The following is a 25,779-nucleotide window of genomic DNA, read 5'->3' as shown; positions in this document are numbered from 1 at the left end:
GTTGAACGTTAACTTATATTCTGGTTATTGAGTTACCGTTAAGCCCCACTCTTAAGGCTATCTAAAGCAGCTGAATCATCTGTTGCTACTTTTTTCTTACGCCTAAACATCACTCTCAAATCTTCAATGATCAAATAAAGACAAGGGATGAGTACCAACGTTACTATCGTAGCAAATAGCACACCAAAAGCTAACGACACAGCCATTGGAATAACAATTTGTGCTTGTGCGCTGACCTCAAAAAAGATAATGGGTACTAAACCAATAAACGTGGTTATCGAAGTTAACAATATTGCTCTAAAACGCTTAGTACCAGCATGCATTACCGCATCTTTTAAATGTACGCCACGTTTTCTGGCATTGTTAACATAATCCACCATCACTAAGGAATCATTCACCACCACACCGGCAGCCGCTAATATCCCCATAACAGATAAGGCACTTAAATCCATACCAAGCATGAAGTGACCCAGTACTGCGCCAATAATACCAAATGGAATAACCACCATAATCATGGTTGCTTGTGCGTATGATTTCAGTGGTATCGCTAGCAATGAAAAGATAATCAATGACGAGATAATAAAATCTCGTAGTTGGCTATCAGCACCTTCCATTTCTTCTTGGATACTACCGGTGACTTCGCTTTTAACTTGTGGATACTTTTTTATTAATTCTGGTATAAAATTATCGCGAATATCATTAGCCACTTTAAACGGCTCAACTTGCTCGGCATCGACACTAGCCCAAACATTGATCGTCCGATTACCATTTTCACGGCGTATACGTGTTACCCCATCTTGTAGCGTAATAACCGCCAATTCAGATAAAGGTAACTCAGCACCATTTGGGGCTTGGATCATGACATCATCAACATGACCAATTGAACTACGCTGGGCAAGTGGATAACGTACCATCACCTTTACTTCTTCACTATCGCGTAAAATACGCTGAGCTTCTAAACCATAAAAGCTATAACTTACCTGAGAAGCAATTTCAGCAAGCGTTAAGTTCAAGCTATAAGCTAATGGCTTCAATTCAAATTGTACCTCTTTAGCACTGGTTTGACGGCTGTCATTGACATCACCAATACCTTTAAGAGAATTAAGCTTAGCTTTTAACTCTTTTGCTGCAGCAAGCAATTCAGCATCATTTTTACTTTCTAATCTAAAAGCAATATCGCCATCATCTCTGCCACCACCAAATAAGTTATCACCGATGGTAAATGATTTAACGCCAGGATAGTTAGGGATAGCCGCACGCCATAAGTCAGCGAGTTCAAAAGTGTTAATTGGACGTAGTTCAGGTATGACAAGTTTCACCATAAGTTGGCCACTGGTTCTGCTACGTAAATCAACCTGCATATCAGAAATCATTGAATTGCCGTATTCTGCTTCGATCTCTTTATCAATACGATTTATAATTCCCTGAATATTGAGTAAAGTTTCCAACGTGGCTTTTTCTGACGCATCAACATTCATTTCAACACTCACACGCGGAAAATCATGAGGTATTTTAGGTTGACCAACAAAGCGTACAAAGCCACCGCTAAATAAGCCGGCACTGATCAGCATTAAGCTAATAAAGAACATTAAAACCGCATAACGATATTGAACAAATAATGCTAAAGATGGACTATAAACATTTTCAATAAACGCTTTCAATTTCGTGTCCACCCACAAGCGCAACCTATCGACTGGGTTCTTAGGGTTAAAGGCTTTAATTTTCATTTTCACTAAATGCGCTGGCAAAATCAGTTTAGATTCAATCAAAGAAAAGATTAAACACAGAATGACCACAGAGCCGATCGCTTTGCCAAATGCAGATGAAGGACCTTCACCAAACAGAAAGGGCAAGAATACCGCAATTGTAGTTAAGACACCGAAGGTTGCTGGCATAGCCACACGTTTAACACCGCGAATAACATTGTCGGTACTGTGACCATGCTCCTCGATTTCTTCGTGCGCACTTTCACCCATGACAATCGCATCATCAACAACAATACCTAATACTAAAATAAAGGCGAATAAGCTAATGACATTGATAGTGACATTGACAAATTCCAGCGGCATAACCAGTAAGGTACCTAAAAAACACACTGGCAAGCCCATCATCACCCAAAAAGCTAAACGAACTCGTAAAAATAGCGCAAGCATTAAAAATACCAGTACCGCTCCACTTTTCATGTTATCTATCATCATGTCTAAGCGACCGTCTAGGTAATAGGTCATATCAACCCAAGTCTCTAATTTAACCCCTGGTGGTAAAACAGCCGCTTTATCATCAACGTATTTTTTTATTACGTTAGCAATGCCGGTAATACTTTGATTATCCGCTGCGCCAATAAACAAAGTGACAGAATTTTGTCCATTAAACTTTGAATATTGCAGGCCTTCTTCAAAGCCATCAATAATGGTCGCAATTTCACCTAGAACCACTCGGGTACCATCAGCTAAAGTTAATACCGGAATTTGTTCGAATTCATGTCCTCGATATGCTTGATTTTCTACCCGTAGGTTAATGTAGCCATTTTCTGCGCGAATTTGTCCCGCTGACATATTGCGAGAATAGCTGCGCACTGCATTAGCAATGTCATTGAAGCTTAAACCGTACTCTCTAAGTTTATCTTTGCTGACCTCAATCGATATTTCATAATCTAAGCCGCTGAATAAATCAGAAATATTAATCGTCGGTAGTTGCTGAATTTCATTGTGAATTTTACGGCCAAGCTCTTTGAGCTCACCGTTAGTTAAATCACCATATAAACTTAAGTACATGACCTCTTGACGAAATTTTTCACGCTCCACTTTTATCCGTTCCATACCGTCAGGAAAACTGGAAATGGAATCGATAGCAGATTTAACCTCTTCTAACACCACTTGCGGATCGTAATCTAACTCAACTTCAAACCAGCCATTAGAGAAATTACGATTTGAATAGGTGATAACACGCTTAAGGCCCTGAACAGTCTCCAGTGCCTCTTCAATTTTTATGGTAATACCTTCTTCAACTTCTTGTGGTGCCGCACCTGGATATGGAGCAGCATAAGAAATCCAATTGATCTTAACTTGCGGAAACATTTGTTTATTAATGGTTTGAATGGTAAAAAAACCACCGACCAAAATAAAAATCATTAGCAAGTTAGCCGCAACACTATTACGGGCAAACCAAGCAATTAAGCCGGTATTGGTATCAATAGTATGATCAATTTCAGGGCTTTTTTTAGCTGTAGCTGTTGTCATGATTATTCCCCTGAATCACTATCATTTAATGCTACCTGTGAATTGTCTTCTTCGTTATCGACTTGTTTTTCTATGTTTTCTTTCGGCTTATCATCAATTAAAGCCAGTTTCATTCCATCAATTGGGTAATCAAGTGCCGACACAATCAATTTATCACCTTCAAACAAACCACTTGAAACAATAACATTGCGACCATCTTGTCGAACAATGCTAATTTCTGAATAATGCAATTTAGATTCACTATCTAAAATGGCAACACGATTATTTTCCACTAAATAGCGAGGAACACTGGTGGCTTGCGCAACTTCTAACCCTAAAATTTTAGCCTTCACATAAGAACCAAAACGTACCGGCGTGTCACGATTATTATCAGTTAAAGCATATGGATCATGAATTTCAGCAACCAAATAGCTCATACGGCTTTTATTGTCTATGACACCTTCACTACGAGCTATTTTAGCTGGCCATATGATTTCACGACCAGCAAAGGTACCCATTAAATTAACCTGAGCATTTTTACCTTGATCAATTAAGAACTCTAATTGATTATCAGCCACAGGTAATCGTACCTCAGCAGTCGCTGTACCTAGTAATTTACCTACCATGCTGCCAGTACCAACGAACGAGCCTAAACCCACATTACGGCTGTCAATCATTGCGTCGTAAGGCGCTCTAATTTCCGTTCTTTCTAAGTTACGCTTCGCTCTTAATATCGATGCTTGTGCCGACTTTACTCGTGCAATTTCTTGCGCTAGCTGTGGTTTACGTAAACTTAATTCTGTTGGTGATGTATCAGTAATACGTTTCCATTCTTGTTCAGCTACCTGACCTTGAGCACGCTCAGTTTCCAAAGACGCACGTGCTGATGCCATTGTTGCTTCAGCGTCAATCAGAGCAGCTTGATAGTCATTAGGGTCAATACGTGCTAATAACTGCCCTTGTTTAACAAAACCACCACGAACAAAGGTCTCTGATAATTCGACAATTTGGCCACTGATTTGTGCCACTAATTCAGTTTCATATTTAGGTTCAACTACCCCGTATGAATCAACTTGTAAGGTCAGCTGTGCTAAATATATCGGCTCAACAGCAACGATAGGTGTATTATCAACTTCTTCTTTCTCTTCAGGCGGTTTTTTCATGCTTGAAAAGAGAACAAAAATTAAAATACCTGCGATTAAGATAACAAAAGGTATGAATATCTGTTTTTTCCGTGTCACTGTGACGTCCTCATAAAATCTAATTTTTTGTAATTATTAGTTTAATTGCAGCTAGGATACCTAAATCTCTGGCTACAAAAACTAACAAAGTTGTAAATGCTTGTTACAAAATTCGCGCCGTTTTTAAAGTCAGCTTATAAATTATTTAAAAAAACATAAATAACAACAAGTTAAATTATTTTAACTTGAAAAAATAAAAACAATCAGATGATAAAATTAATCTGACATTATAACTAATTGGTTTTTTTCACTAAATAATCAAACTTTTATAAAACTATTTCGTCGATATCACCAACAGTAAAATAGTAACTAAAGAGATAGTCGCAATACGGTAGAACGCCATAAAAGATCATCAGATAAAAAATCAAGACTTCACCCGTATAACCCTGGATAAATAAAAATAAGCCCAGTCAAAGCCAATAAGTTCAGTTAAACATTTAGCCGTAGTTACAATTTGTTATAAATAAGTACTTGTACCTAAAAATGAATACTTTAGTATTAAACCTATCAATCGAGGATAAATTTATGTTGTCAAAAATTAATGCATTTTTTCAATCATTAGGTGAAGAAGGCCAGCAACAGAGCAATGAAATCAGTTTAGAGATCGCCTGTAGCGTTTTATTATGCGAAGTCATGCTTGCTGACGGGCAATTAGATGATGCTGAACAGAAAAAATTAACTGATATTATTTCTGAGCAATTTCAGCTTTCTAATGAGGAAGTACAAGACATCATCAAGCACTCTTTGGCCTTATGCGAAAATGCCACTGACTTTTATCAATTTACTTCAAAAATCAATGAAAATTACAGTACAGAGCAGCGGATAACTATGCTTGAGTTACTATGGAAAGTCGCGTACGCCGATGGCGAACTTGCCAGTATTGAAGAGCATATCATTCGCAAAATATCAGATTTATTACATTTACGACACAGCGAATACATTCAAACTAAATTGCATTGCCAAACAAAAAATAATCCTCGTAGATAAAATGATAGTTAACTTAGCACCGGATCGGTTATTATAGCCGTAAGTTAACTGACCGCAAGAATCCACATGGCAAGCATTGGCAAATATAACACCCTTCCTGTAGTAGCAATTACTGATAATGGCGCCTATTTAGATGCAAATGAATTAGGAGAAATTCTATTACCTAATCGTTTTGTACCAGAAAACTGTCAACCGGGTAGTGAAGTTAAGGTTTTTATCTATGCAGATACCGCCGATCGCATTGTGGCAACAACTGAAAAGCCCTTAGCGGAAGTAGATCAATTTGCCTCATTAAAAGTCAGCCAAGTAAATAAAATGGGCGCCTTTCTTGATTGGGGTTTACCAAAAGATTTGCTCGTGCCTTATAACCAACAGCACAGCGAAATGGAAGTTGGTAAGTATTATTTGGTCAGAGTCTTTCTCGATTTAAAAACCGACCGTTTAGTTGCTTCAAGTAAGCTTGATAAATTTATCGACATTTGGCCGGCAGAATATCAAAAGTGGGATAAGGTAAAGTTAACCATCGCCACTAAAACAGACTTAGGCTTTAAAGCTATTATCAATGATCTACATTGGGGTTTGCTTTACGATAACGAGATATTTAAACCACTACGTACCGGTAAAAAAATAACCGGTTATATCAAGCAAGTACGCGAAGATGGTCGTATTGATTTATCATTAACCCGTCCAGGTGAAGGTAAAGTTAAAGACTTTAGTGATAAATTATTAGCACATATCGCCGAGAATGATGGTTTTAGTCCGTTGCATGACAAGAGTGATCCTGAATTGATCAAACGTATTTTAGGGGTTAGTAAAAAAACCTTTAAAGCAACAGTAGGCAACTTAATGAAAAACGGCAAAATCACCATTGAGTCTAATGGTATTCGCTTAAAGTAGTTTTACCCAATTTAGCATTTAAGTTATATTAAAACCTAGCTACTTTAACTACTTGATCATCAAACTATTTCAGCCATAAAAAAAAGCCCATACGGGCTTTTTTTTATGGCTGAAATAAGAGTTTGGGTATTAACATAAGTTTCTTTCCTCTCATTTAATTTAAACGCTGAGAGGGAAAACACTTAATTTTTTGCTATTAACTATTGCGTACCACCAACGGTCATTTCATCAATTTTTAAGGTCGGTTGACCCACACCAACCGGTACGCTTTGGCCGTCTTTACCACAAACACCAACGCCTGCATCAAGTTTCAAGTCGTTACCAACCATACTGACTTTTTGCATGGCTTCAGGACCACTACCAATTAATGTCGCACCTTTGATCGGTGAGGTTATTTCACCATTTTCAATTAAATAGGCTTCTGAACTGGTGAATACAAACTTACCTGAAGTAATATCCACTTGGCCACCAGCAAAATTTGGTGCATAAATGCCTTTTTTTACTGATTTAATAATATCTTCTGGCTTATGCTCACCCGCTAACATATAAGTATTGGTCATCCGCGGCATAGGTAAATGTGCATACGATTCACGTCGACCATTGCCGGTGGGTTTAACGCCCATTAAGCCGGCATTATGCTTGTCTTGCATATAACCTTTAAGCACACCTTTTTCGATCAGTACGTTGTACTGTCCTGGTGTGCCTTCATCGTCAATACTGATAGAGCCGCGACGGTTAGCTATTGTGCCATCATCAACAATGGTACATAACTCAGAGGTGACTTGCTGACCAACTTTACCTGAAAACGCTGATGAGCCTTTACGATTAAAATCGCCTTCTAAACCATGACCAACCGCTTCATGTAGTAACACACCAGGCCAACCAGCGCCCAACACCACTGGCAATAAGCCAGCAGGTGAATCAATCGCCACTAAATTAACTAACGCCTGACGAACCGCTTCTTCAGCATAACTGAGATAACGAGGTTTGTTATATTCTAACTCAAAGAAGTAGCTGTAATCTGTACGTGCGCCACCACCCGCACTTGCGCGCTCTCGTTTGCCATTTTCTTCAACTAATACCGAGCAGTTAAGCCGAACTAATGGCCTGATATCTGTAGCATAAGTGCCATCACTGGCGGCTACTAATATTTTTTCATAAACCCCTGATAAACCAACAATGACTTGTTTAACACGCTTATCAACGCTTCTCGCATGTGCTTCAACTTCGTGTAGTAACGTGATTTTTTGCTCTTGTGCTAGACTCGCCAATGGGTCATTAGCTTGATAAAGTGCGGGGTTTTGCTGGATCTTTTTGCCATCAAATACTTGCACGCACGCAGATTGCCCAGCATTGGCTATACCTTTAGCAGCATCAGCCGCTTTTTTTAATGCCGCAGGAGAAATATCATCCGAATAAGCAAAACCGGTTTTTTCACCTGATATCGCACGTACACCAACACCACGTTCAAGGTTAAAAGAACCTTCTTTAACAATACCGTCTTCTAACATCCACGATTCATGACTACTCGATTGAAAATATAGATCTGCTAAATCTACTTTACGTTGGAACATGCTATCCAACGTATCCATTAACATGCTTTGCTCTATTTCACTATTAGCTAAGAGCTCTTGCTCAACATTATTCATACGACATCAACTTATTTTTAAAACGATTATGAGTAGCAACAGGCATAGCTTTACGCACGTTGAGTAATTCTTGTTCTTGAAAATCAGCACAAATAATACCTTTACCGGTATCACGCCGAGCCAGTATTTCACCCCAAGGATTTATGATCATACTGTGGCCCCAAGTTTCACGGCCATTTAAATGCACACCTTCTTGTCCAGCGGCAATAATATAGACTTGATTTTCAATCGCGCGGGCTTGTAATAACGTTTGCCAATGCGCCGCTCCTGTTACCCGAGTGAAGGCACTGGGTACGGTAATAATTTTTGCCCCTTGCTGGCATAACTGGCGAAATAATTCCGGAAAGCGCAAATCATAGCAAATCGATAAACCAATATTAACACCCGCAACATCAACTACGCTAACACGATCACCGGCTTGCGCATAACGCGATTCACAGTAATTTTTTTCACTGTCTTCAACGGTAACATCAAACAAATGAAGCTTATCATAATCACCAAGCTCTATACCCTGTGGCGAAAAAACGAAACAGCTATTGGTAAATTTATCATCTTCATTTGCTAGCACAGGAATACTACCAGCCACAAGAAACACATTAAAGCGCTTAGCAAGCTCAGCCAGTTGTATTTTCAACTGTTGAGTTTCTTTATTTTCACGCGCTAACGCTAGCTGTTGTTGGTCTTTACCACCAAAAAACAAACAACATTCTGGTAATAATACCAATTGTTGTTGATCATATGCCAAGCTTGCTAACTGCTGTTCAATATCAGCAATATTGTCAGCAACATTGGTGCTGGAGGTCATTTGTATTGCACAAAGTTGCATTGTTTTACTTACCATTATTGATTATTAACCATCAAAGTTATCTATTATCGGTGCTGGTTTTATTGGCCCTTCAGGCACTGGGGCGGTAGTATCAGGGCTATTATCTGGCGTTGAGTCAACAATTTTGGGTGGTGATGAACGGCCAACACTGATGTTTTTATTTTTTCGGCTGACTTGTTTAAATGTCGGCTCATCTAAATTCCCTGTCACTTCAAAATTAATTTCAGCGATAACCGTTGACGTGATCACTTCATCGAGAGCCATACCCGCTAAAAATGTTACTGGATTTAATGTCGCAATCCACGCCAATACAGGTAGGCTAGAGGTTAAATTAGGCTTATATGACATGCGATAGTCAAGGTCACCATTATTTAAGTTGGTATTGCCGACAATCGTTAAATCTCCAGCGGTACCTTTCATCAAGACATTATCCGTGTATACCACGCCGTTTTTCATAGTAAAAGTCCCCGCTAATTCACTATAAAACATACCATCACTAAAAATATCTCTAAAATCGAAACTAAGCTTACGCACTAATGACTGCAAACTTAACAACGATAAAATACGTACACCTTTATCATCAACATCAGCTAAATAGCCATCATCAAGCTTTGCCGAAAGCTGACCATCAAAGGTAGATAGTGCAAAGTCATGTGGGCCCCCTTGCCAAACAACATCATACTTCATGGCAATACCACTATCTCTAATAATTGAAGCATAGCCGATATTTTCTACCTCACGAGCAACACTATTAGTATTCAATGTACCCGTGATACGAGTATTTGAACTATCATTGTCTTGCTGCCATCGGGCATCAAAGGCCATTTGGGTTTTACCACGCTTGGCAGTAAATTTATTCAATAGCAGTGTATTTACATCTTCACGTTCGAGCGTAAAGGCTACTGCTCCGAAATCATAATCACCATATCGGCAACTCGCACATTTGACTTTTAGCGGAGGCATAGCAGCAAAAATTTCAGCATTACTCACATGATCAATCATCAAAGGTGTCGGCTTTTCAATCATGGTATCGACAGCAAGCTCAGTATTATCTGCATCGGTTTTTTCTATATGTCGAGTAGCTTCTACGTCATCATCTTCAGTAGTTGAAATTGCTTGTTCACTGGCTATGTTTTTAGCCTGAGCAATTGTTATTTCTGAGCCGGGATCATTTTCACTTACCACCTCTTTAGGCGACGTACCATCAACATTATTTAAATGCATAAAATCAGCATCGATATCTATGCCTTGTTGATGCCAATCGGGATAAAATTTAGCGGAGCCTCTTAACTCTTTAGCGTTAACATTAAGTAACCACCAATTTGGCTCAGCTGCAAAATTAAAATCCACCTGCTGAAAGTTTTCACCATAGACAGATAAATTATCGATTTTGCCATGTATTTTATCTGGCGTGCTTAATAAACTCGACTCACTTGTGCTTGAAGCTAAAGTCGCTGCCGATGTATTTACAGCAACAGGCTCTGCTTCAAGCGAAGCGAGAATATCCAATACTAGAGGTTGCCATTGCTCATAGTTAGCTTGTGCTAGATCAGCTGTAATATGAAAGCCCGTCGTCGGTAACCACAACTGCTGCTTACCTAGCACTAAGTGTGCCAGCGAGAAATGCGTTTGCTGATGGTCAAGCAAGCCATAAAAGTCAACTTTTTCGCCAATATCAGCACTTATTGTGCTATTAAATTCATCACCAAAAGCATGAATACTGACCGCAACTTGCTCTGCAGCATTTTTACTAAATGGTGCGGGTAACGCTAAGGTTAATTCATTTAACTTTGAGTTAATTTGGTAATCATAAGTAAATTTATCATCACTGATATTAAGCGCTAGTAAGCCTTGCCAAGCTAAGGGCCCTTGGGCATATTTTACCAAATCATGAGGTAATTGCGCATGCCACTGGCTAGCTTGCCATTGAGCTAATGTTTCAATATTGACGTTATAAAACTCTGACTTTTGCTTAGCTTGCACATTAAGTGTTAACGGCAAACCACGCCAATCCATCTCAACATTAGAGGCTGTTAGGACATCATTAGCATAATCCAAGTGACCGTTTACTTGGCTAAAATCCATACGTGGCGCTTGTAGCGCTAAGCGATTATTTTTAAAGTCAACATGGCCCTTTGCAACAACGGCATCAAGATCGTTTAACGGTAAGGTTAACGAAAAGTCACCACTAATAGGGTCTGAAATAAGCACTTGCTCTAATGTCACGCCAATGGAATTTTGCATTGGACTAGCGTCCATCAATTGACTCACCTGCTGTGGTTGCACATTGGTAAAATCAGCATCGACCGTTAATACTTGACCATCAGATAGGCTCGCAATCGCGGCTTCAACTCCGCTAACATCAATACCTGATAACTGACCTGCTCGCCCTGTTATTAGCATACTATTATTAGTAAAGTTTAAATTGGCTGAAAAATTATTGATTGCCGGCCATTCAGGATCAAATTTAAACGTACTTTCTGATAATTCAGCATCAACAACAAACACACCTTCGTGATGATCAAATGGAAAGTTTTGTAATGGCCCATTAAACAGCACCAAAGCCTGATTAACCTTACCATCAACAATGGCACCATTTAAGTAACCGACAAGTCCCGGCCCCATCAGTAAATGTGGATAATAATACTCAGCATACTTGGCATTGCCATCACTCACACTAGCTAATAATGACATCGTAATCGGCTGATCTTTTATACTTTCAACCTTAACATCGGCAGTTAAGTTCAACTCTGGAGAGCTAAACTCAATATTATCAACCAAGAGCTGCCAATCATCGGCAAAAAACTGCGCATTAATCTGGCTACTTAAGCGTGTATAAGGAATAGGATATTTAAAGTGTTTATCAAAATTAAGCGCGCCATCAACAGCATTTAATGATATTTGCAGCTGATTATTTAAATAAACCAATTCGCCACTAACATTATCAATACCAGGAATGCCATGGCTAAAGTGACTATTAACGTTGCTAAATTCTGCGGTTATCGCTAAATCATCGGCGCTAGTACGAAAATGAATATCTTCAACGCGACCAACAGCAGCAAGATCAAGTAATAAGCTTTCTAGCGCAACGTCATTCAGTAATAACGGTGATATACCAGTAAAACTGGCTAACTCTAAGGCACTGATATAACCGTTAACGTTATCACCGTCAACATTGGCCAATAGTGATAGTCGATTAGTCTCAATGCCATTTCTTTTAATGGTTAATGCTGATGTGGCAACGTTAAACTGCAATTCACCCAAGGTTTTTATTTCGACATCACCACCGATAACTTCAAAACTTTGTACTTTATCAAGATGCTGCCAAGTAATTTTGTTATTACCTAACGCTAACTGAATAAATTCGGCTTCACCCGCACTAATATTCAGCCAAGCATTAAAGTTAATCGCCGAATGCGTATTGGCATCCTTGATCGCTAATACTCGCCCTAACCAAGGTGTTATATCGATTTCATTCGCTTCAAGGTAAGCTTGTCCACTGAGGTTATCAAAGCTTTGACCTTTAAAGTCTAATAATACTTTTAAATTATTAGAGCTTAAGCCATCAACAATGACCGTTCCATTGGCTTGATGACGATCATTGTCATTGAGCCAAAACATTTCATTAATGGTAAACGCTCGATCTCCGGCAATGGAACGATAAAGTACATGGCTATCACGAATTGAAAAGCGAGAAATTTGATCTAATAAAATAGTAGAAAGCGAGTCTAATAAGCTCTCATCAGATTCATCATTATCACTGACTTCTTCCGCAGAATTAGCCAGCGCATCCTGCTCAAACGTTAATTCAGCGCCGGAAATAACAAAGTCTTTAGTCACTAATTGTCTTGAGCGTACACTGCGCCAAAAATCCAATTCAACTTCTAGGCTATCAATGTATATTTTATTATCACCGAGGGAGGAAAGCTCGACTTGTCGGGTGATCAGAGTCGGCCCCGATGTTTGCCAGCCCATGCTTAGGGAACCAATAGAAATATTACTGTTGTAGGTGGTATTTATGTAATCTTCGACATTTTGGCGATAATTATGCGCATAAGGTAGAAATAAGCGCAAGGTACTAATCAACACGGCAAACACCACTAGCAATATTGCTAACAGTTTATAAAGGCGCTTAAGCCAGCGATTTAATACCGTGGAAACACTCATTAATATTTTACCAAGACACTTACATTATTCATAAATATAGGACACTACATCATAACAACATCAAACTGCTCTTGATTATACATGTTTTCTGTCTGTACTTTAATCTGCTTACCAATGAAAACCTCAAGCTCAGCAAGATTATGATACTCATCGTTTATTAATGATTCACTCACCGATGACGAAGCATAAACAATAAATTTATCGGCATCGTATGCACGGTTAACGCGGACAATTTCTCGTAAAATTTCAAAACAGACCGTCTCAACCGTTTTAACATAGCCTCGACCATGACAAACTTCGCACTCGCCACAGAGAATATGTTCTAAGCTTTCACGCGTGCGTTTACGCGTCATTTCAACAAGCCCTAACGCTGAAAATCCTGACAAGCTGTATTTAACATTATCTTTAGCCATAGCCACATCTAAGCTATGTAGTACTCGGCGTTGATGCTCTTTCTCGTTCATGTCGATAAAATCAACGATGATAATACCACCAAGGTTTCTTAATCTAAGCTGTCGAGCAATCGCCTGCGTCGCTTCAATATTGGTATTAAATATGGTCTCTTCTAAATTTCTGTGACCAACAAAAGCACCGGTATTAATATCAATCGTGGTCATAGCTTCTGTTTGATCTATGATCAGGTAGCCCCCCGACTTCAACTCAATTCTACGGTGCAAAGAACGTTGGATTTCACTTTCCACATCAAATAAGTCAAATATTGGCCGCTCGCCGGGATAGTATTCCAATACTGGCGCTAAGTTCGGTACAAATTCACTGGTAAATTCAACTAATTGCTCATAAGTTAGCTTAGAATCAATACGAATACGTTCAAGTGAAACACCAACAAAATCACGTAGCACTCGAAAGGCTAATGATAAATCTTGATAAATAGGATCTTTGGTTTGTTTGCGCTCTTTGCGCTCGATCACTTTTGCCCACACACGGCGCAAAAACTCGGCATCGTGCTGCAATTCTTCAATACCAGCACCTTCTGCGGCAGTACGGACAATAAAGCCATGATCTTCTCCGCAGTATGGCGTAACAATAGATTTTAAACGGTTGCGCTCTTTCGGGTCTTCAATACGTTGCGATATTCCAGCGTGACTGGCATTGGGCATCAACACTAAAAAGCGTGCTGCGACAGTAATATCTGTAGTTAAACGGGCGCCTTTCGTGCCCATAGGGTCTTTAACAACCTGGACAACAATATATTGCCCTTCATGCACCAAATTGCGAATATCAGGTACTTGTTCACTATTACTGTCTACTTTTAAAATCAATTTAGAATTAATATCCGAGGCATGTAAAAAAGCCGCTTTGCCTAAATTAATATCAACAAAAGCGGCTTGCATGCCGGGTAGTACCCGAATAATCTTACCAAGGTAGATATTTCCTACTAAGCCACGACGAGCTTCACGCTCAACATGCACTTCTTGTAGTGAACCATTTTCGATTAACGCTACCCGTGTTTCACTTGGGGTAACATTGATAAGTAATTCACCGCTCATATCAATTCCTGTTTAATCTGTTGTCATTGATGACTTAACACCGAATGTCGATAGTAACTGGGCTGTTTCATATAAAGGCAAGCCAACTACAGCAGAATAGCTACCACGAATTTGTTTAACAAATTGACCCGCAATGCCTTGAATACCGTAAGCGCCAGCTTTATCTTGCGGCTCACCTGTATGCCAGTAGTGTGTTATTTCTTTTTCACTTAGGGTTTTGAAATCTACCTCTGTACTTACTATAACAACCTCAAATCGTTGACCTTTAACCCCAGCAATTGCGGTAACCACTTCATGAGTATTGCCTGATAACATAGCCAACATAGTATGACAATCAGATAAAGATTCAGGCTTACCTAAAATATGCTGCCCAAATACCACACTCGTATCTGAACCAAGTACCACCACATCATCATGATGTTTAATAGCAATAGCCTGCGCTTTTGCTAACGCCAAACGAGCAACATATTGCTCAGGAGATTCACTCGACAGTACGCTTTCATCGATATCGGCAGGTACACAAGTGAAATCATAACCAAGTTGTTTTAGTAATTCTTTACGGCGTGGTGATTGTGACGCCAAAATCAGGGTATTAGACATGTTATTTGATTCGAAAGTTTCGTCTTATTTTACGTAATAATAAAAATACCCAAGGCCACAATATAATTGTGGTAAGAACGGGGTATAAATAACTCGGCAAAAATACCGCATCAGTTAGAAAGCGTTGCAGCCAAAATACTATTAAATGATACAGCGCCGACAACACACCAACAATTAATGCTTGCTGCCAAATAGAAAAGTTGCGTATTTTTTGAAAATTTCCTGCCACAATATAAACAGAAATAGCCATTGCTGCAGCATGAACACCTAAGGTTGAACCTAATAAAACATCAAGAATAAAGCCCATCACCCCCGCTGATATAACATTTACTCGGTTTGGTAACGCCAAGCACCAGTAAAGTAGCACAATCAGTACCCAGTCAGGTCGAAAAGCATCAACACTCAAAGGCAAAGGCATAATACTTGCCATTAAAGCGACTAAAAAAGTTAATAGAATAATCAAGCGACTAGCAATGGTCATTTATTTTTAGCCTTGTCATCTGGTTTTAGCACTATATTTTTAGTTGCTTGCAAGTTGCTTTGCTCTGGCCATAACAATAAAACATAACGTAAGCGATCTATTTTCGCGACAGGTTGACTTTGAATTTGAGAAAAAGCACGTGATTCATCTTGCAACACAGAAGTCACTTTTGCCACGGGATAACCTTCTGGAAATTTACCGCCTAAGCCTGACGTAACTAACATATCATCAACTCGAATATCAGCACTATGCGGCACATGGTTATGTCCTAAGGTATCTATCACCCCAACCCCACTCGCAATTAAGCGAACGCCATTTCGGCTGACTCTGACCGGTACCGCATGAGTTACATCGGTGATCAATAATACACGACTACTGGTAGTGCCTACATGCAGTATTTGACCAACAATACCTTCATCATCAATAACGGCTTGACCTTCATAAACGCCATCATTTGCCCCTCGATTAATGACCACTTGGTGGGTATAAGGGTCACTATCAACCGCTAAAATTTCAGCAACCATTTTTTTAGCATCACCACGTAATGGTGACGCAAGTAAGGCCCTTAAACGATCATTTTCGCGTTGTACAATCTGTAATTGTAACGCTTGTTCATGAAAAGCTAATTCATTGATTTTATATTGCTCGTTATCGGCAATAAGTTGACGACGAGTAACAATATTTTCTGCCGCCCAATTCATCATTTGTTTAGGCGCTGTTGCTAAGTATTGCAGAGGGCTCACCATAGACTGTAAATAGCCGCGAGCAAACTCGAAGCTATTAGCTTTATGGTCAAAAAATATTAACAGTCCAGAACAAAACAGCACCAAAATAAGTCGGTGCTGTGGGGAAGGTCCATGCTTAAATATTGGATTCATTGCGTGAACTATTAATTATTCGTAAGAGAACAAATCGCCGCCGTGCATATCAATCATTTCAATTGCCTTGCCACCGCCACGTGCCACACAAGTTAATGGATCATCAGCAACCACAACAGGAATGCCAGTCTCTTCCATTAATAAACGATCAATATCTTTCAGTAAAGCACCACCGCCAGTTAGAATCATACCGCGCTCTGAAATATCAGCTGCTAATTCAGGTGGTGATTGCTCAAGTGCAACCATAATAGCACTAACAATACCGGTTAACGGTTCTTGTAGTGCCTCTAAAATTTCATTGCTATTGAGTGTAAAGCTACGAGGAACACCTTCAGCTAGGTTGCGACCGCGTACTTCAATTTCAACTAATTCTTCACCTGGATAAGCTGAGCCAATTTCATGCTTGATTCGTTCAGCGGTTGCTTCACCAATCAGGCTACCAAAATTGCGGCGTACATAGTTAATAATAGCATCATCAAACTTATCACCACCAATACGCACAGACGAAGAATAAACCACACCATTTAATGAAATAATGCCAACTTCAGTAGTACCACCACCAATATCAACTACCATTGATCCAGTTGCTTCCGATACTGGCATACCCGCACCAATTGCCGCTGCCATAGGCTCATCAATTAAGTAAACTTCACGTGCACCTGCACCCAAAGCTGATTCACGAATGGCACGACGTTCAACCTGTGTTGAACCACAAGGAACACAAACCAAAACACGTGGGCTAGGACGTAAGAAGTTATTGCTATGCACTTGTTTAATAAAGTATTGCAACATTTTTTCTGTCACAAAAAAGTTAGCAATAACGCCATCCTTCATCGGGCGAATTGCCTCGATATTGCCCGGCGTACGGCCTAACATTTGTTTAGCTGCTGTACCAACAGCCGCTACACTTTTAGAGCCACCACTGCGATCTTGTCGAATAGCAACAACAGAAGGCTCGTTTAAAACAATGCCTTGGTCTTTCACATAAATCAGGGTATTTGCTGTTCCTAAGTCGATTGATAAATCGTTAGAAAACATGCCGCGTAATTTCTTAAACATATTGTCGAAATGTCCTTTAAACATCACCTAGGCAACAAATTGCCAGAATAGTATTGTGCTAAATTTGCCAACTTAAAATCAGCTGACAAATGATATTTGGTATTATTAACAAGCTATCATACCGCAGACTATAGCGCTTGTGTTGTTAGATTGATAAAAATATCGCGAAATATTCAGTTTTTTTGTTATTCATTAAATCAACAAGCGTTTACAGGCGGCAGGTCAACAAAATACTCAAGCCATCTCAACACTAATTGGCCACTTCACGCCATGAAATAATACGGTCGTTGCCGCGGTAAAGACCAAAGCTTAATGTAGCACTTGGATTAGCATCGAACGGACCATCATTCTTGCCATCCTCATTGCGCCAATCAAATTGCAACCATGCTGGCATTTGGTATTCAAAGTCCAGCACTCCTTGCTTAGTTGGTGAACTGAAAAATAATTGTTTTTGCTCACCTTCAATGAAAACACCACTAACACTCGCCTCAGTATCGGCAACCTGTATGTTGTCGGTTTCAATATCAATGAGACGATAATCCCAAATGTTCATATTACCTGAGTATTTTGTACCTGATTTTTTATCCTCAACACTCGCAGTTAAACAACTTTCATTGGAATTTATCGCAAAATTTTCACTGTCATATTTCCCGTTGGTGCCGTTATAAACCTCTATTGATAATGGTACTCGCAAACGTGTATTTTCTGAGCCATAGGCATTTGCTAACACCATTCGAGCAAAACGAATATCAACACCAGTGCTGACAAGCTTTTCAATAGCGGCTTCAGCTATTTCATTGCTGGCTGGATTGATTTGTAAAGTAACGCCATCTTGATCGGTAATTTGCTGGGGTACAAAAGGAATTTTTGCCGAAAATGGCTTTAAGAAACTAGTTTCATCCCGATCATAACTAAAATGGTCATTATCTGAAAACGTATAAAGCATTTGCCCGGCAACTAAAGCGCCTTCATCATTAACACTAAACTCTAGCTTACCTGGCTCCATAAACGCAGTGATCTCAACAAAGTTTGCAGCATTTTCATCAGCACTTAACGCCTCATCATTAACACGAAGCTGCTCATCGTCATGGTCAGGCCAAGGAATATCAACACCTGTTGCCAGCAACCTCATAAAGCCTTCTGCCGCACCTAAGGTGTAGTTTTGTGTTATTTCGTCTTGTGCATTAAAAGCTGTAATGGCTATTTTCGGTGTTAGGCTATAGCCAATAGTGCCTTTGTTGTCAGTTGTGCGTTGGCCGGTATAAGTCCAATTTGCTATTTCACAGCGCCCTGAATCTGCATCACTGTGATAGGCATCAAGCCTACCCGCAGTATTGACTGTTTGCTTAAAGTAAGCAGGAGTAAAACGCCCAAGCGTAAGGTTGTCGGCACTGACTAAGCCTTGACTACCTGATAAACCGCCATAATTACTATCTTGTAGCTCAACATTAATAACACCAACTTCATTATATCGCCCACCATTAAATACTGATTGCCCTTTATCGCCATCGCTAAAGTTAGTTAATACCACAGGCTGAAAACCAGTATCGCTTTCAATACTTGTGTTATCGAGGTACGTAAACTGACCATTGACGGTATCTGCAAGGGTCGGCGCTACTCTTGTCACCTTTAGTTTTAGTGTTCCATCGCTTTGTCGATAGTTTTGTGTGATATCACCGTTCTCATTTAAGGCACGAACATGAAAAGTAAAATCTTTGCCTGCAACAAAAGTGCTATCAGCAGTGGCGTTATAACTGGCCGTAGAGTTAATCACAAATTTGTCTGGCTTTACCCAAAAGCTATTTGAACTGCCAACAATAGCAATATCGTCATTAGCATATTTTGCATGTAAACGAATTTGCCCAGCATCTAGATACTGAGGTTTTACAATAGTCGCAGTACTCTCAGCATCAAAAGCTAAGGTAACATCGTTGGAAAATTGTGGATATTTTGCAATATTCTTGTCACCCGTTTGGAAAGCTAAGCCGGGGTTAAAGTTTAAATCTGGCGTTATATTCTCTTGAGATAAGCTAATCGTAACATCACCAGAAAATAAACCTTCACACACCCCGTTATTACTTTTAACTGCTTGCAGTTTCAGGGTGTCGGCAAATTCTTTACCTGATATTTGATGTGCAATAGTCTCATTATTATCGTTACTAGAAAGAAACCTAAAGCCAGCGTTTTCAAAGCCCATGTTACAGCTATCACCGACACCTGAACACTCAAAAGCATGACTGGCATTCACGCTTGCATCGTCAACTGATAAAGTTAATGTTTCTGCGGTGGTATGATTAAACGTAAAGCTTGTACTGCCTGTAAAGGTTGGTGATGCTTTAATAATACGCCCATCAGTTGGACTAATGACAGTAAAGTTTAAGCTCACCGCTTCGGTACTTAAATCACTATTACTTGCACATTCGCTATTAGTGCAAGCTTTGATGGTGATTTGCTCAGCGGCACAAGTTAAACCATTACCATCATGCACAATTTCATAGTGATGAATAATGGGCTCCGCGCAAGGGTGTCTTTTAGCATAAATCTTATTGATTTCAGCAGCACTTAACGCGCCTTTAAAAATATGCACTTCATCAATCAACCCTGAGAAGAATCGACTAGAAATACGCTGATCTTGCCCTATTTGTAAGGGGTCATTGTTTAATATTAAGTCCCCCGTTACCGCGCTAGATCCTTTTTCAACACCGTTAATATAGATTACTTGCTTACCACTTTCATAAGTTATGGCAACGTGATACCAGTTACCCGCTGTAATACCGGCACCCGATGTAGAAAAAGACGATGTTTGCCACCACCAGTTAATTTCACCTGAAGGTTGCAGGTGAAATTCGTAGTTCTCATCTTTCGAAACAATAGTTTTTAGGCCAGAGCTTGGTAATGATTTGGGATTTATCCAAACACTTACCGTTAATGTTTTTTGTAAATCTAAGGGAAAGTCACTCGTACCATCATCGTCAATTTGAATATAGTCATCAATGCCATCAAATTCTCCATAGCTACAAGTACCAGGATTACCCGTTAGCGCTGAGGTTGCGCTATTAGTAGTAAGGCCATTAAACGCTTGGCCATTAAAATTACCTGTTTCATCAATAACTTCATCGGTAGATCCATTCCATGATAACGATTCCATTGAAAATTGCGCAATCAATTCACTGTCACAAATAATAGGTTCGCCATCAAGATCTAAACCGTTACTTTGATAATTATATATTTGATTAATTTGTGTTTGGCCAATAACACCATCAAAAATAACCAGCTCATCCATTAGGCCATTAAAAGCCTGGGAAGAATCAAAACGATTACCAACACTATCCTGCTCTTGCCCCAGAATCAGACTTTCTACACTCCGCGGGCTTGTTGTTAAAGCTATACACCCTTGAGCAATACTATCAATAAATAGACAACTCTGATTATCACCATGTGTCCAAACTAGGTGACGCCAAGTGTCTCCTGCAATCGAAGAGGTAGTTAAAGTGCTAATCGGCCTATCTTTTAGATATGGCCTAAAGCTTGTGTCACGCGTAAACCACATCAATAGTTCATTATGGCTGCCTGATGTGGCGCCAGATAGAATACTCTGAGTACTAGTTTTAGCCGTTTTCAGCCAAAGTGAAATACTAAACTCGCTTTTATTATGCAAAACATCTTTATCAAGTACGACATAATCTTGAGTACCTGTTGTAGATAAATCAAGTGCTTGACACACCTTACCTTCTACCGTTTGTGCTGATCGCGCTGTACTATGAAACTCGCCAATACTGTCTTTAACTTCGCCAGCAACATTAGCATATTCTCTTTCGTCGAACTTAAAGTTAGCAATGGCGGTAACAGGAATATCTTTCTGACAAAACTCACCAAAATCAGCCGTAAAAACATCGCTATCGTAAGTCAAAATAGAGTCAGAGTTTACGGTAAACTTCTCTCCTGAGGTCACCCCATGTAAGAAACTTGCCGATGTAAAAGTAATATCCTTAGCATACAGAGCGCCTGAAAAGGTCACTCCGCTATTTAGCGTTACATCCCCATTAACATGCATCACGAGTTTACTTACATCACCGGATATATTTTTACCGCTTGAGTTAACCATAGTTGCGGCAGTAAATAATACTCCTGAGTCAATATAAACAACGGCGGTGCCCGCACCGACGACGTTGATTTCAACACTTGACGCTACCGAAAATTGACCAAAATAATAGGTTTTTCCTGCAGACAAGTTAAGTGTGTTGTTAAAGCCTAAAGATAAGTTCTCAAAAAAATAAACATCATGGTTAGCACTAAAATTAAGTACTGCATCGGAGTTAGCGGTTATTTGATCATAATTATTGACACTTGTGGTGCCAAAAGTCGTTATTTGATTGCTCGGTGGACTATAGTCAATGGTGCCACTACCGCGTAAAAAATCGGCATTAACCTCTGGTGAAGCTTGACCAGAAGCCATGCAATTAGCCGTCGAACAACTGTTAATGTTCGAACCTAAGTTATGACTAATTTGAAAAGTCGACAATACGGTATCAGGGTTATTGGTAAGGCGTGCATTGTAACCAAAATCAACACTACTGGTGTTTGCGCTAGCACCATGAGAAGCAATAACATCAGGAAATACAGCTTGACATTCAGCGGCCAAAACAGGAGCTGAAAAAGCGCTATAAATCAGCATAAACAAAGCAGTAAAATATTTAAATTTACACATAATAACAACCTTCTATCTTAATACTTTACTAGCATGTTGATTGATATCAGCACTAATTGTTAACGTCGAGTAAAGTCACACTCTACACTAACTGAAATAAATTATATCGCATTAGCCAAGCTTTTTTATATCGCCTCCCCATGAAATACGTCACTTCAAAACGAGGAAAGCCAGTTTTTTTCACCTGTCAATAAGGCAATACACCAAGACAGCTTGCATACTACTCAAGCTGCGTAGAAGCCACTCCTACATACTTCGAGCTTCCACTTCAATCACTCTCGAGGTAGTTTCACCAGCGATATTGCACTGTCCGACACTTGTAATGGTATAATAACGTACCCCATTATGAGTGAAGTCATCACATTTAATAGGGTCGACTATTTCACAAGCGTTAAAACCCTCTATTGTACTGATTATGGGTGGCTCATGGCTAACATCAGCACATGTATTTACTGCGCTGCTATTTAAACCCACAGGAAACAACTGCGATAACTGCCATTGCACCCCCGTTTGGGCAGCGTTGTAGGCACGCGTTCCTAATACTTCAAACGCTAAGTTTTCTTGACTAGAGTCCATCATTTTAACCAAAGCAGCGCCAAGTAATGACATCACAACAATAACAAAAATAGCAATAACTAACGAACTACCTCTACGCGGTCGATAATAGCCTAAGTTATGATGAAACAGTTGATTCTTTAATTTAAGGTTACGGGACATTAGGCACCTGAATTTCATGACTAAAATTTATTTCTTCATCATTTCTAACGAATTTAAAACGCACAATAACCATAGCGTTTCTTTGTAACGTGCTAGGTAGGGTTTCGAACGGAACAACTCGACCCGCTGCTGAGAAGTTTTCTAGATCTTCAGCCATTAAAACACCACCGTTATTCGGCTTACCATTAGTGTCATAGCCGTTATAGCCTTTATAGCGTCTAAGCTGTTCACTTTCAATACAATAACTCACGGGTTCGTCGATAAAGAACAGTCGCTTAGTCGGTGATTCAGCGACAAATAAAATATTATTGGTGAAATTAATCGTTGATGGTGTTTGTTTATCGCCAGCGTTATCTAGAGAAGAAAATTCAGCGACCACCCCCGGAGTTTTAGTATAAATATCGGCCGTATTTAATGCATATATCGAGACATACTTGGTTGTTGCTTGTAGCGAATCTTCTAGCATGAGTACTTCGATGCTATTGCTGGCCGCTTCCGGAGCTACGGGAATATCAACATAAATAACACTTTGGTCGATAGGGGTAAACTCTAAACATTGAGCATTATTGCCGATAGTACGTATGCTATTGGGCAGTGCATTTCTGACTTCTCGACTAAGCCGCTCAAGCGAAAATCTCGCGGTTGAAATAAGTGCATCACGATCCGCTGCATCGGTATAACTTTGAGTGCCAAATCGTAAAAAACTCGTGATACTCGTGGCAACAATACCCAAAATAACGATCACTGTGACGAGCTCAACTAAAGTAAATCCCTTTGATTTAGTCGATAATAAGCGCATTAAAAATTAGCCTTAAAGGCAGAAAAAACGAAGTCAAATTGCTGCGGCGTTGTTACCGTCACCGTGATCAACTTAGCCGTGTAATTATTTGCATTAGCGGTGACCCGATAGTTACTTTCGTTAGTCACACTAACTTTTACTTGAAAACCACGGTAAATATCTTTTAAAGGATCACCGGCCCCTAGAGAACTCTCAATTTCATTAATGACTAAGTCATTATAATCGTCAACATCATCGAATAATGCCCTATCACCAGACTCTTCATTGCCTAAATTTACTGAACATGCTCGTTCGCCATCTGTTACTTCAATGGCGCCATCATTGTTGATGTCATCGCCACAGCGGTATAAGCCGCCAGACATATCAGAGTTTTCATCAAATGCTTTTGATAAAATCTCATTCATCATTGATTGGCCTAACTCAGCGGCTCTAATTTGATGAATTTGTTCTGCGCTTTGTTTAGACAAGGGATAAAGTAACGTTGTGAAAATTGCAAAAGATATTGATAGCACCACAATACCAATGACGGTTTCAATCAAGGTAAAGCCTCTCTGCAATTGCCGAGCATGGGCAACACCTAGCAATGCACCATGATTAGCTAGCATGAATATAGCCCTCTGACTCGATAATAACTTGTAATGCTTGCTCACCGGTAATGGTGATTTCGATTTTTCTATTGTTGCCATTAACGCTGGGCCGACCCATAGCATCAAAAGCAAAAATAAGCCCTGCGGGGCTAAAAGTAACGTTATCATCACTCGCAATTGTCACACTTGTAGCTCTTTGCTGTCTTGGGTCTGCATACTCTGCAATTGGGCTGCAAAGCACTTTTGTTAGCTGTTTAGTGGCTAACTGCACTTGATGACAAAACTTATTGCTCGTGGCAGAGGGGGAATTAACTTGTTGCATCGCACGCGTTTGTATTAAGCGTAATTTGGCGATTATGTCAGTGCGATAAGCATATTCAGAAAAGCCATTTTTACTAAAAAATTTAGGCGTAACTGTAACAGCAAGAATACCTAAAACTATAATAACCAGAATAAGTTCTATTAAAGTAAACCCTTTTGAATTCATCCACTACGACCTTTTATCTGTTTACCTTAGAAAACACAAGTAATCATCAATTATTATAACCGCTGTGCATAAATTCGAACATTTCAAACTAGGGAAAACAGCTTTCTGCGAAGCACACTCTGCTACGATAATTATAGGATTAATCATTGTTGTACAAGTATATCTCAGCAGCTTTATCAAACTAAGCGTTATTAGTTTCTTTAGTTTTATGTGGCCTTGTCATTATACTTAGCTGTATCTTTTGAGCCTTTTACCACCAGATTGTCAATGTATATACTTTGTTTGCGATTCTACTTTATCGTAGAGCGCTAAACTAAACATTAGATTTCTAAAGTAAACAAATCAATAGCACACTAACATTCATCATAAAAATATACTTAAAGCCAAAGCTAAAATATTGATATAAAAAAGGAGAGCTAAGCCCTCCTTTAAAAATTTATATCGAAAAATTAACAATCATCTAGTGAAGTACTGTCAATCACAGGACGAATATTAACACCTGACGAACGCGTATAAACTAATCGACAATCTGCTGATGAAGCAGAGATGTGTTGTATAATGGTTGTAGTAGAAGATTCAGTTATTTTAAAGTCGCCCGTAGCTGTAGTATCTAACTCTAATAAATCTTTTAAACCATATGCTGCAGCAGCTGAAGTACCGTCATTATCACCAATTCCTCGCGATGCAGGATAACCGTTGAATAAAACATAGTGAACGTTGTCAATTTCTACAGTTGAAGTGCCTGAGGTTTTACCATCAATAATAGCTTTTGCATGCATCACGCTCGAGACACTTTCGATACTAGCTTCCACTCCTCTCATAACAGAAGCTTTTGCATCACCAGTCAAATCAATAAACTTAGGCGCAGCAGTTGCCGCTAGAATACCCAAAATCACAATAACCACGACTAACTCAATGAGTGTAAAACCCTTTTGGCCACTAAAAGTGTTGCCTGTAAACCTTTTCATAA

The 25,779-nt window shown here is 39.5% G+C and carries 18 protein-coding genes; 2 read left to right on the top strand and 16 right to left on the bottom strand.

Annotated features, from left to right (window positions below; translation table 11 throughout):
- Positions 1-38: 38 nt before the first annotated feature.
- Together FGD67_RS13480 and FGD67_RS13475 are read right to left on the bottom strand one after the other, a co-directional pair.
- Complete coding sequence (locus FGD67_RS13480; RefSeq protein ID WP_257171654.1) at positions 39-3,239, bottom strand: efflux RND transporter permease subunit; 3,201 nt, start codon at positions 3,237-3,239, stop codon at positions 39-41.
- Positions 3,240-3,241: 2 nt separating this feature from the next.
- Positions 3,242-4,459, bottom strand: a complete 1,218-nt coding sequence (locus FGD67_RS13475; protein ID WP_257171653.1) for an efflux RND transporter periplasmic adaptor subunit — start codon at positions 4,457-4,459, stop codon at positions 3,242-3,244.
- A gap of 525 nt (positions 4,460-4,984) precedes the next feature.
- Between FGD67_RS13475 and FGD67_RS13470 the strand changes: the two genes are divergently transcribed.
- Both FGD67_RS13470 and FGD67_RS13465 read left to right on the top strand, forming a co-directional pair.
- Positions 4,985-5,446, top strand: a complete 462-nt coding sequence (locus tag FGD67_RS13470) for a TerB family tellurite resistance protein (RefSeq protein WP_257171652.1) — start codon at positions 4,985-4,987, stop codon at positions 5,444-5,446.
- A gap of 66 nt (positions 5,447-5,512) precedes the next feature.
- Positions 5,513-6,343: a S1 RNA-binding domain-containing protein gene (locus tag FGD67_RS13465; protein WP_257171651.1), complete on the top strand. Its 831-nt coding sequence runs from the start codon at positions 5,513-5,515 to the stop codon at positions 6,341-6,343.
- A gap of 200 nt (positions 6,344-6,543) precedes the next feature.
- Here FGD67_RS13465 and tldD read toward each other — a convergent pair whose 3' ends face one another.
- The 14 genes from tldD to FGD67_RS21820 form a co-directional block, all read right to left on the bottom strand.
- Entirely contained in the window at positions 6,544-7,992 is a 1,449-nt protein-coding gene (tldD, locus tag FGD67_RS13460) for a metalloprotease TldD (RefSeq protein ID WP_257171650.1), read from the bottom strand.
- Positions 7,985-8,833, bottom strand: coding sequence for a carbon-nitrogen hydrolase family protein (locus FGD67_RS13455; RefSeq protein ID WP_306556753.1), 849 nt, complete (start codon positions 8,831-8,833; stop codon positions 7,985-7,987). Before FGD67_RS13455 ends, tldD begins: the two co-directional genes overlap by 8 nt.
- Positions 8,834-8,842: 9 nt before the next feature.
- Entirely contained in the window at positions 8,843-12,985 is a 4,143-nt protein-coding gene (locus tag FGD67_RS13450) for a YhdP family protein (protein WP_257171649.1), read from the bottom strand.
- Positions 12,986-13,029: 44 nt separating this feature from the next.
- Positions 13,030-14,493 carry a ribonuclease G gene (rng, locus tag FGD67_RS13445; RefSeq protein ID WP_257171648.1) on the bottom strand — a complete coding sequence of 488 codons (1,464 nt, stop codon included), beginning with the start codon at positions 14,491-14,493 and terminating at the stop codon, positions 13,030-13,032.
- A gap of 12 nt (positions 14,494-14,505) precedes the next feature.
- A complete protein-coding gene (locus tag FGD67_RS13440; protein WP_257171647.1) occupies positions 14,506-15,093 on the bottom strand; it encodes a nucleoside triphosphate pyrophosphatase in 588 nt (195 codons plus the stop codon).
- A gap of 1 nt (position 15,094) precedes the next feature.
- Positions 15,095-15,574, bottom strand: a complete 480-nt coding sequence (mreD, locus tag FGD67_RS13435) for a rod shape-determining protein MreD (RefSeq protein WP_077283866.1) — start codon at positions 15,572-15,574, stop codon at positions 15,095-15,097.
- Positions 15,571-16,452, bottom strand: coding sequence for a rod shape-determining protein MreC (mreC, locus tag FGD67_RS13430; RefSeq protein WP_257171646.1), 882 nt, complete (start codon positions 16,450-16,452; stop codon positions 15,571-15,573). The genes mreD and mreC overlap by 4 nt, the downstream gene beginning before the upstream one ends.
- Before the next feature lie 15 nt (positions 16,453-16,467).
- Positions 16,468-17,511 (bottom strand): rod shape-determining protein, encoded by a 1,044-nt coding sequence (locus FGD67_RS13425; protein WP_077283870.1) that lies wholly within the window; start codon positions 17,509-17,511, stop codon positions 16,468-16,470.
- A gap of 250 nt (positions 17,512-17,761) precedes the next feature.
- Positions 17,762-22,219 carry a DUF6701 domain-containing protein gene (locus FGD67_RS13420; protein WP_257171645.1) on the bottom strand — a complete coding sequence of 1,486 codons (4,458 nt, stop codon included), beginning with the start codon at positions 22,217-22,219 and terminating at the stop codon, positions 17,762-17,764.
- Between the two features lie 246 nt (positions 22,220-22,465).
- Positions 22,466-22,936, bottom strand: a complete 471-nt coding sequence (locus FGD67_RS13415) for an MSHA biogenesis protein MshP (RefSeq protein ID WP_257171644.1) — start codon at positions 22,934-22,936, stop codon at positions 22,466-22,468.
- Positions 22,926-23,735, bottom strand: a complete 810-nt coding sequence (locus FGD67_RS13410; RefSeq protein WP_257171643.1) for a PilW family protein — start codon at positions 23,733-23,735, stop codon at positions 22,926-22,928. Before FGD67_RS13410 ends, FGD67_RS13415 begins: the two co-directional genes overlap by 11 nt.
- A complete protein-coding gene (locus tag FGD67_RS13405) occupies positions 23,735-24,340 on the bottom strand; it encodes a type II secretion system protein (protein ID WP_077283878.1) in 606 nt (201 codons plus the stop codon). The genes FGD67_RS13410 and FGD67_RS13405 overlap by 1 nt, the downstream gene beginning before the upstream one ends.
- Positions 24,330-24,809 carry a type II secretion system protein gene (locus FGD67_RS21825; RefSeq protein WP_306556752.1) on the bottom strand — a complete coding sequence of 160 codons (480 nt, stop codon included), beginning with the start codon at positions 24,807-24,809 and terminating at the stop codon, positions 24,330-24,332. Before FGD67_RS21825 ends, FGD67_RS13405 begins: the two co-directional genes overlap by 11 nt.
- Before the next feature lie 449 nt (positions 24,810-25,258).
- Complete coding sequence (locus FGD67_RS21820) at positions 25,259-25,777, bottom strand: type II secretion system protein (RefSeq protein WP_306556751.1); 519 nt, start codon at positions 25,775-25,777, stop codon at positions 25,259-25,261.
- Between the last annotated feature and the right edge of the window lie 2 nt (positions 25,778-25,779).

This window comes from Colwellia sp. M166 (assembly GCF_024585285.1).
In the GTDB taxonomy this organism is placed as follows: Bacteria; Pseudomonadota; Gammaproteobacteria; order Enterobacterales; family Alteromonadaceae; genus Cognaticolwellia.
This window is presented reverse-complemented; position numbering and strand designations above follow the sequence as displayed.

What these genes read in the sequence shown, in the direction of transcription:
- FGD67_RS13480 (WP_257171654.1), bottom strand. Translation starts at nt 3,239, where the DNA reads ATGACAACAGCTACAGCTAAAAAAAGCCCTGAAATTGATCATACTATT.
- FGD67_RS13470 (WP_257171652.1), top strand. Translation starts at nt 4,985, where the DNA reads ATGTTGTCAAAAATTAATGCATTTTTTCAATCATTAGGTGAAGAAGGC.
- FGD67_RS13465 (WP_257171651.1), top strand. Translation starts at nt 5,513, where the DNA reads ATGGCAAGCATTGGCAAATATAACACCCTTCCTGTAGTAGCAATTACT.
- tldD (WP_257171650.1), bottom strand. Translation starts at nt 7,992, where the DNA reads ATGAATAATGTTGAGCAAGAGCTCTTAGCTAATAGTGAAATAGAGCAA.
- FGD67_RS13455 (WP_306556753.1), bottom strand. Translation starts at nt 8,833, where the DNA reads ATGGTAAGTAAAACAATGCAACTTTGTGCAATACAAATGACCTCCAGC.
- FGD67_RS13450 (WP_257171649.1), bottom strand. Translation starts at nt 12,985, where the DNA reads ATGAGTGTTTCCACGGTATTAAATCGCTGGCTTAAGCGCCTTTATAAA.
- rng (WP_257171648.1), bottom strand. Translation starts at nt 14,493, where the DNA reads ATGAGCGGTGAATTACTTATCAATGTTACCCCAAGTGAAACACGGGTA.
- FGD67_RS13440 (WP_257171647.1), bottom strand. Translation starts at nt 15,093, where the DNA reads ATGTCTAATACCCTGATTTTGGCGTCACAATCACCACGCCGTAAAGAA.
- mreD (WP_077283866.1), bottom strand. Translation starts at nt 15,574, where the DNA reads ATGACCATTGCTAGTCGCTTGATTATTCTATTAACTTTTTTAGTCGCT.
- mreC (WP_257171646.1), bottom strand. Translation starts at nt 16,452, where the DNA reads ATGAATCCAATATTTAAGCATGGACCTTCCCCACAGCACCGACTTATT.
- FGD67_RS13425 (WP_077283870.1), bottom strand. Translation starts at nt 17,511, where the DNA reads ATGTTTAAGAAATTACGCGGCATGTTTTCTAACGATTTATCAATCGAC.
- FGD67_RS13420 (WP_257171645.1), bottom strand. Translation starts at nt 22,219, where the DNA reads ATGTGTAAATTTAAATATTTTACTGCTTTGTTTATGCTGATTTATAGC.
- FGD67_RS13415 (WP_257171644.1), bottom strand. Translation starts at nt 22,936, where the DNA reads ATGTCCCGTAACCTTAAATTAAAGAATCAACTGTTTCATCATAACTTA.
- FGD67_RS13410 (WP_257171643.1), bottom strand. Translation starts at nt 23,735, where the DNA reads ATGCGCTTATTATCGACTAAATCAAAGGGATTTACTTTAGTTGAGCTC.
- FGD67_RS13405 (WP_077283878.1), bottom strand. Translation starts at nt 24,340, where the DNA reads ATGCTAGCTAATCATGGTGCATTGCTAGGTGTTGCCCATGCTCGGCAA.
- FGD67_RS21825 (WP_306556752.1), bottom strand. Translation starts at nt 24,809, where the DNA reads ATGAATTCAAAAGGGTTTACTTTAATAGAACTTATTCTGGTTATTATA.
- FGD67_RS21820 (WP_306556751.1), bottom strand. Translation starts at nt 25,777, where the DNA reads ATGAAAAGGTTTACAGGCAACACTTTTAGTGGCCAAAAGGGTTTTACA.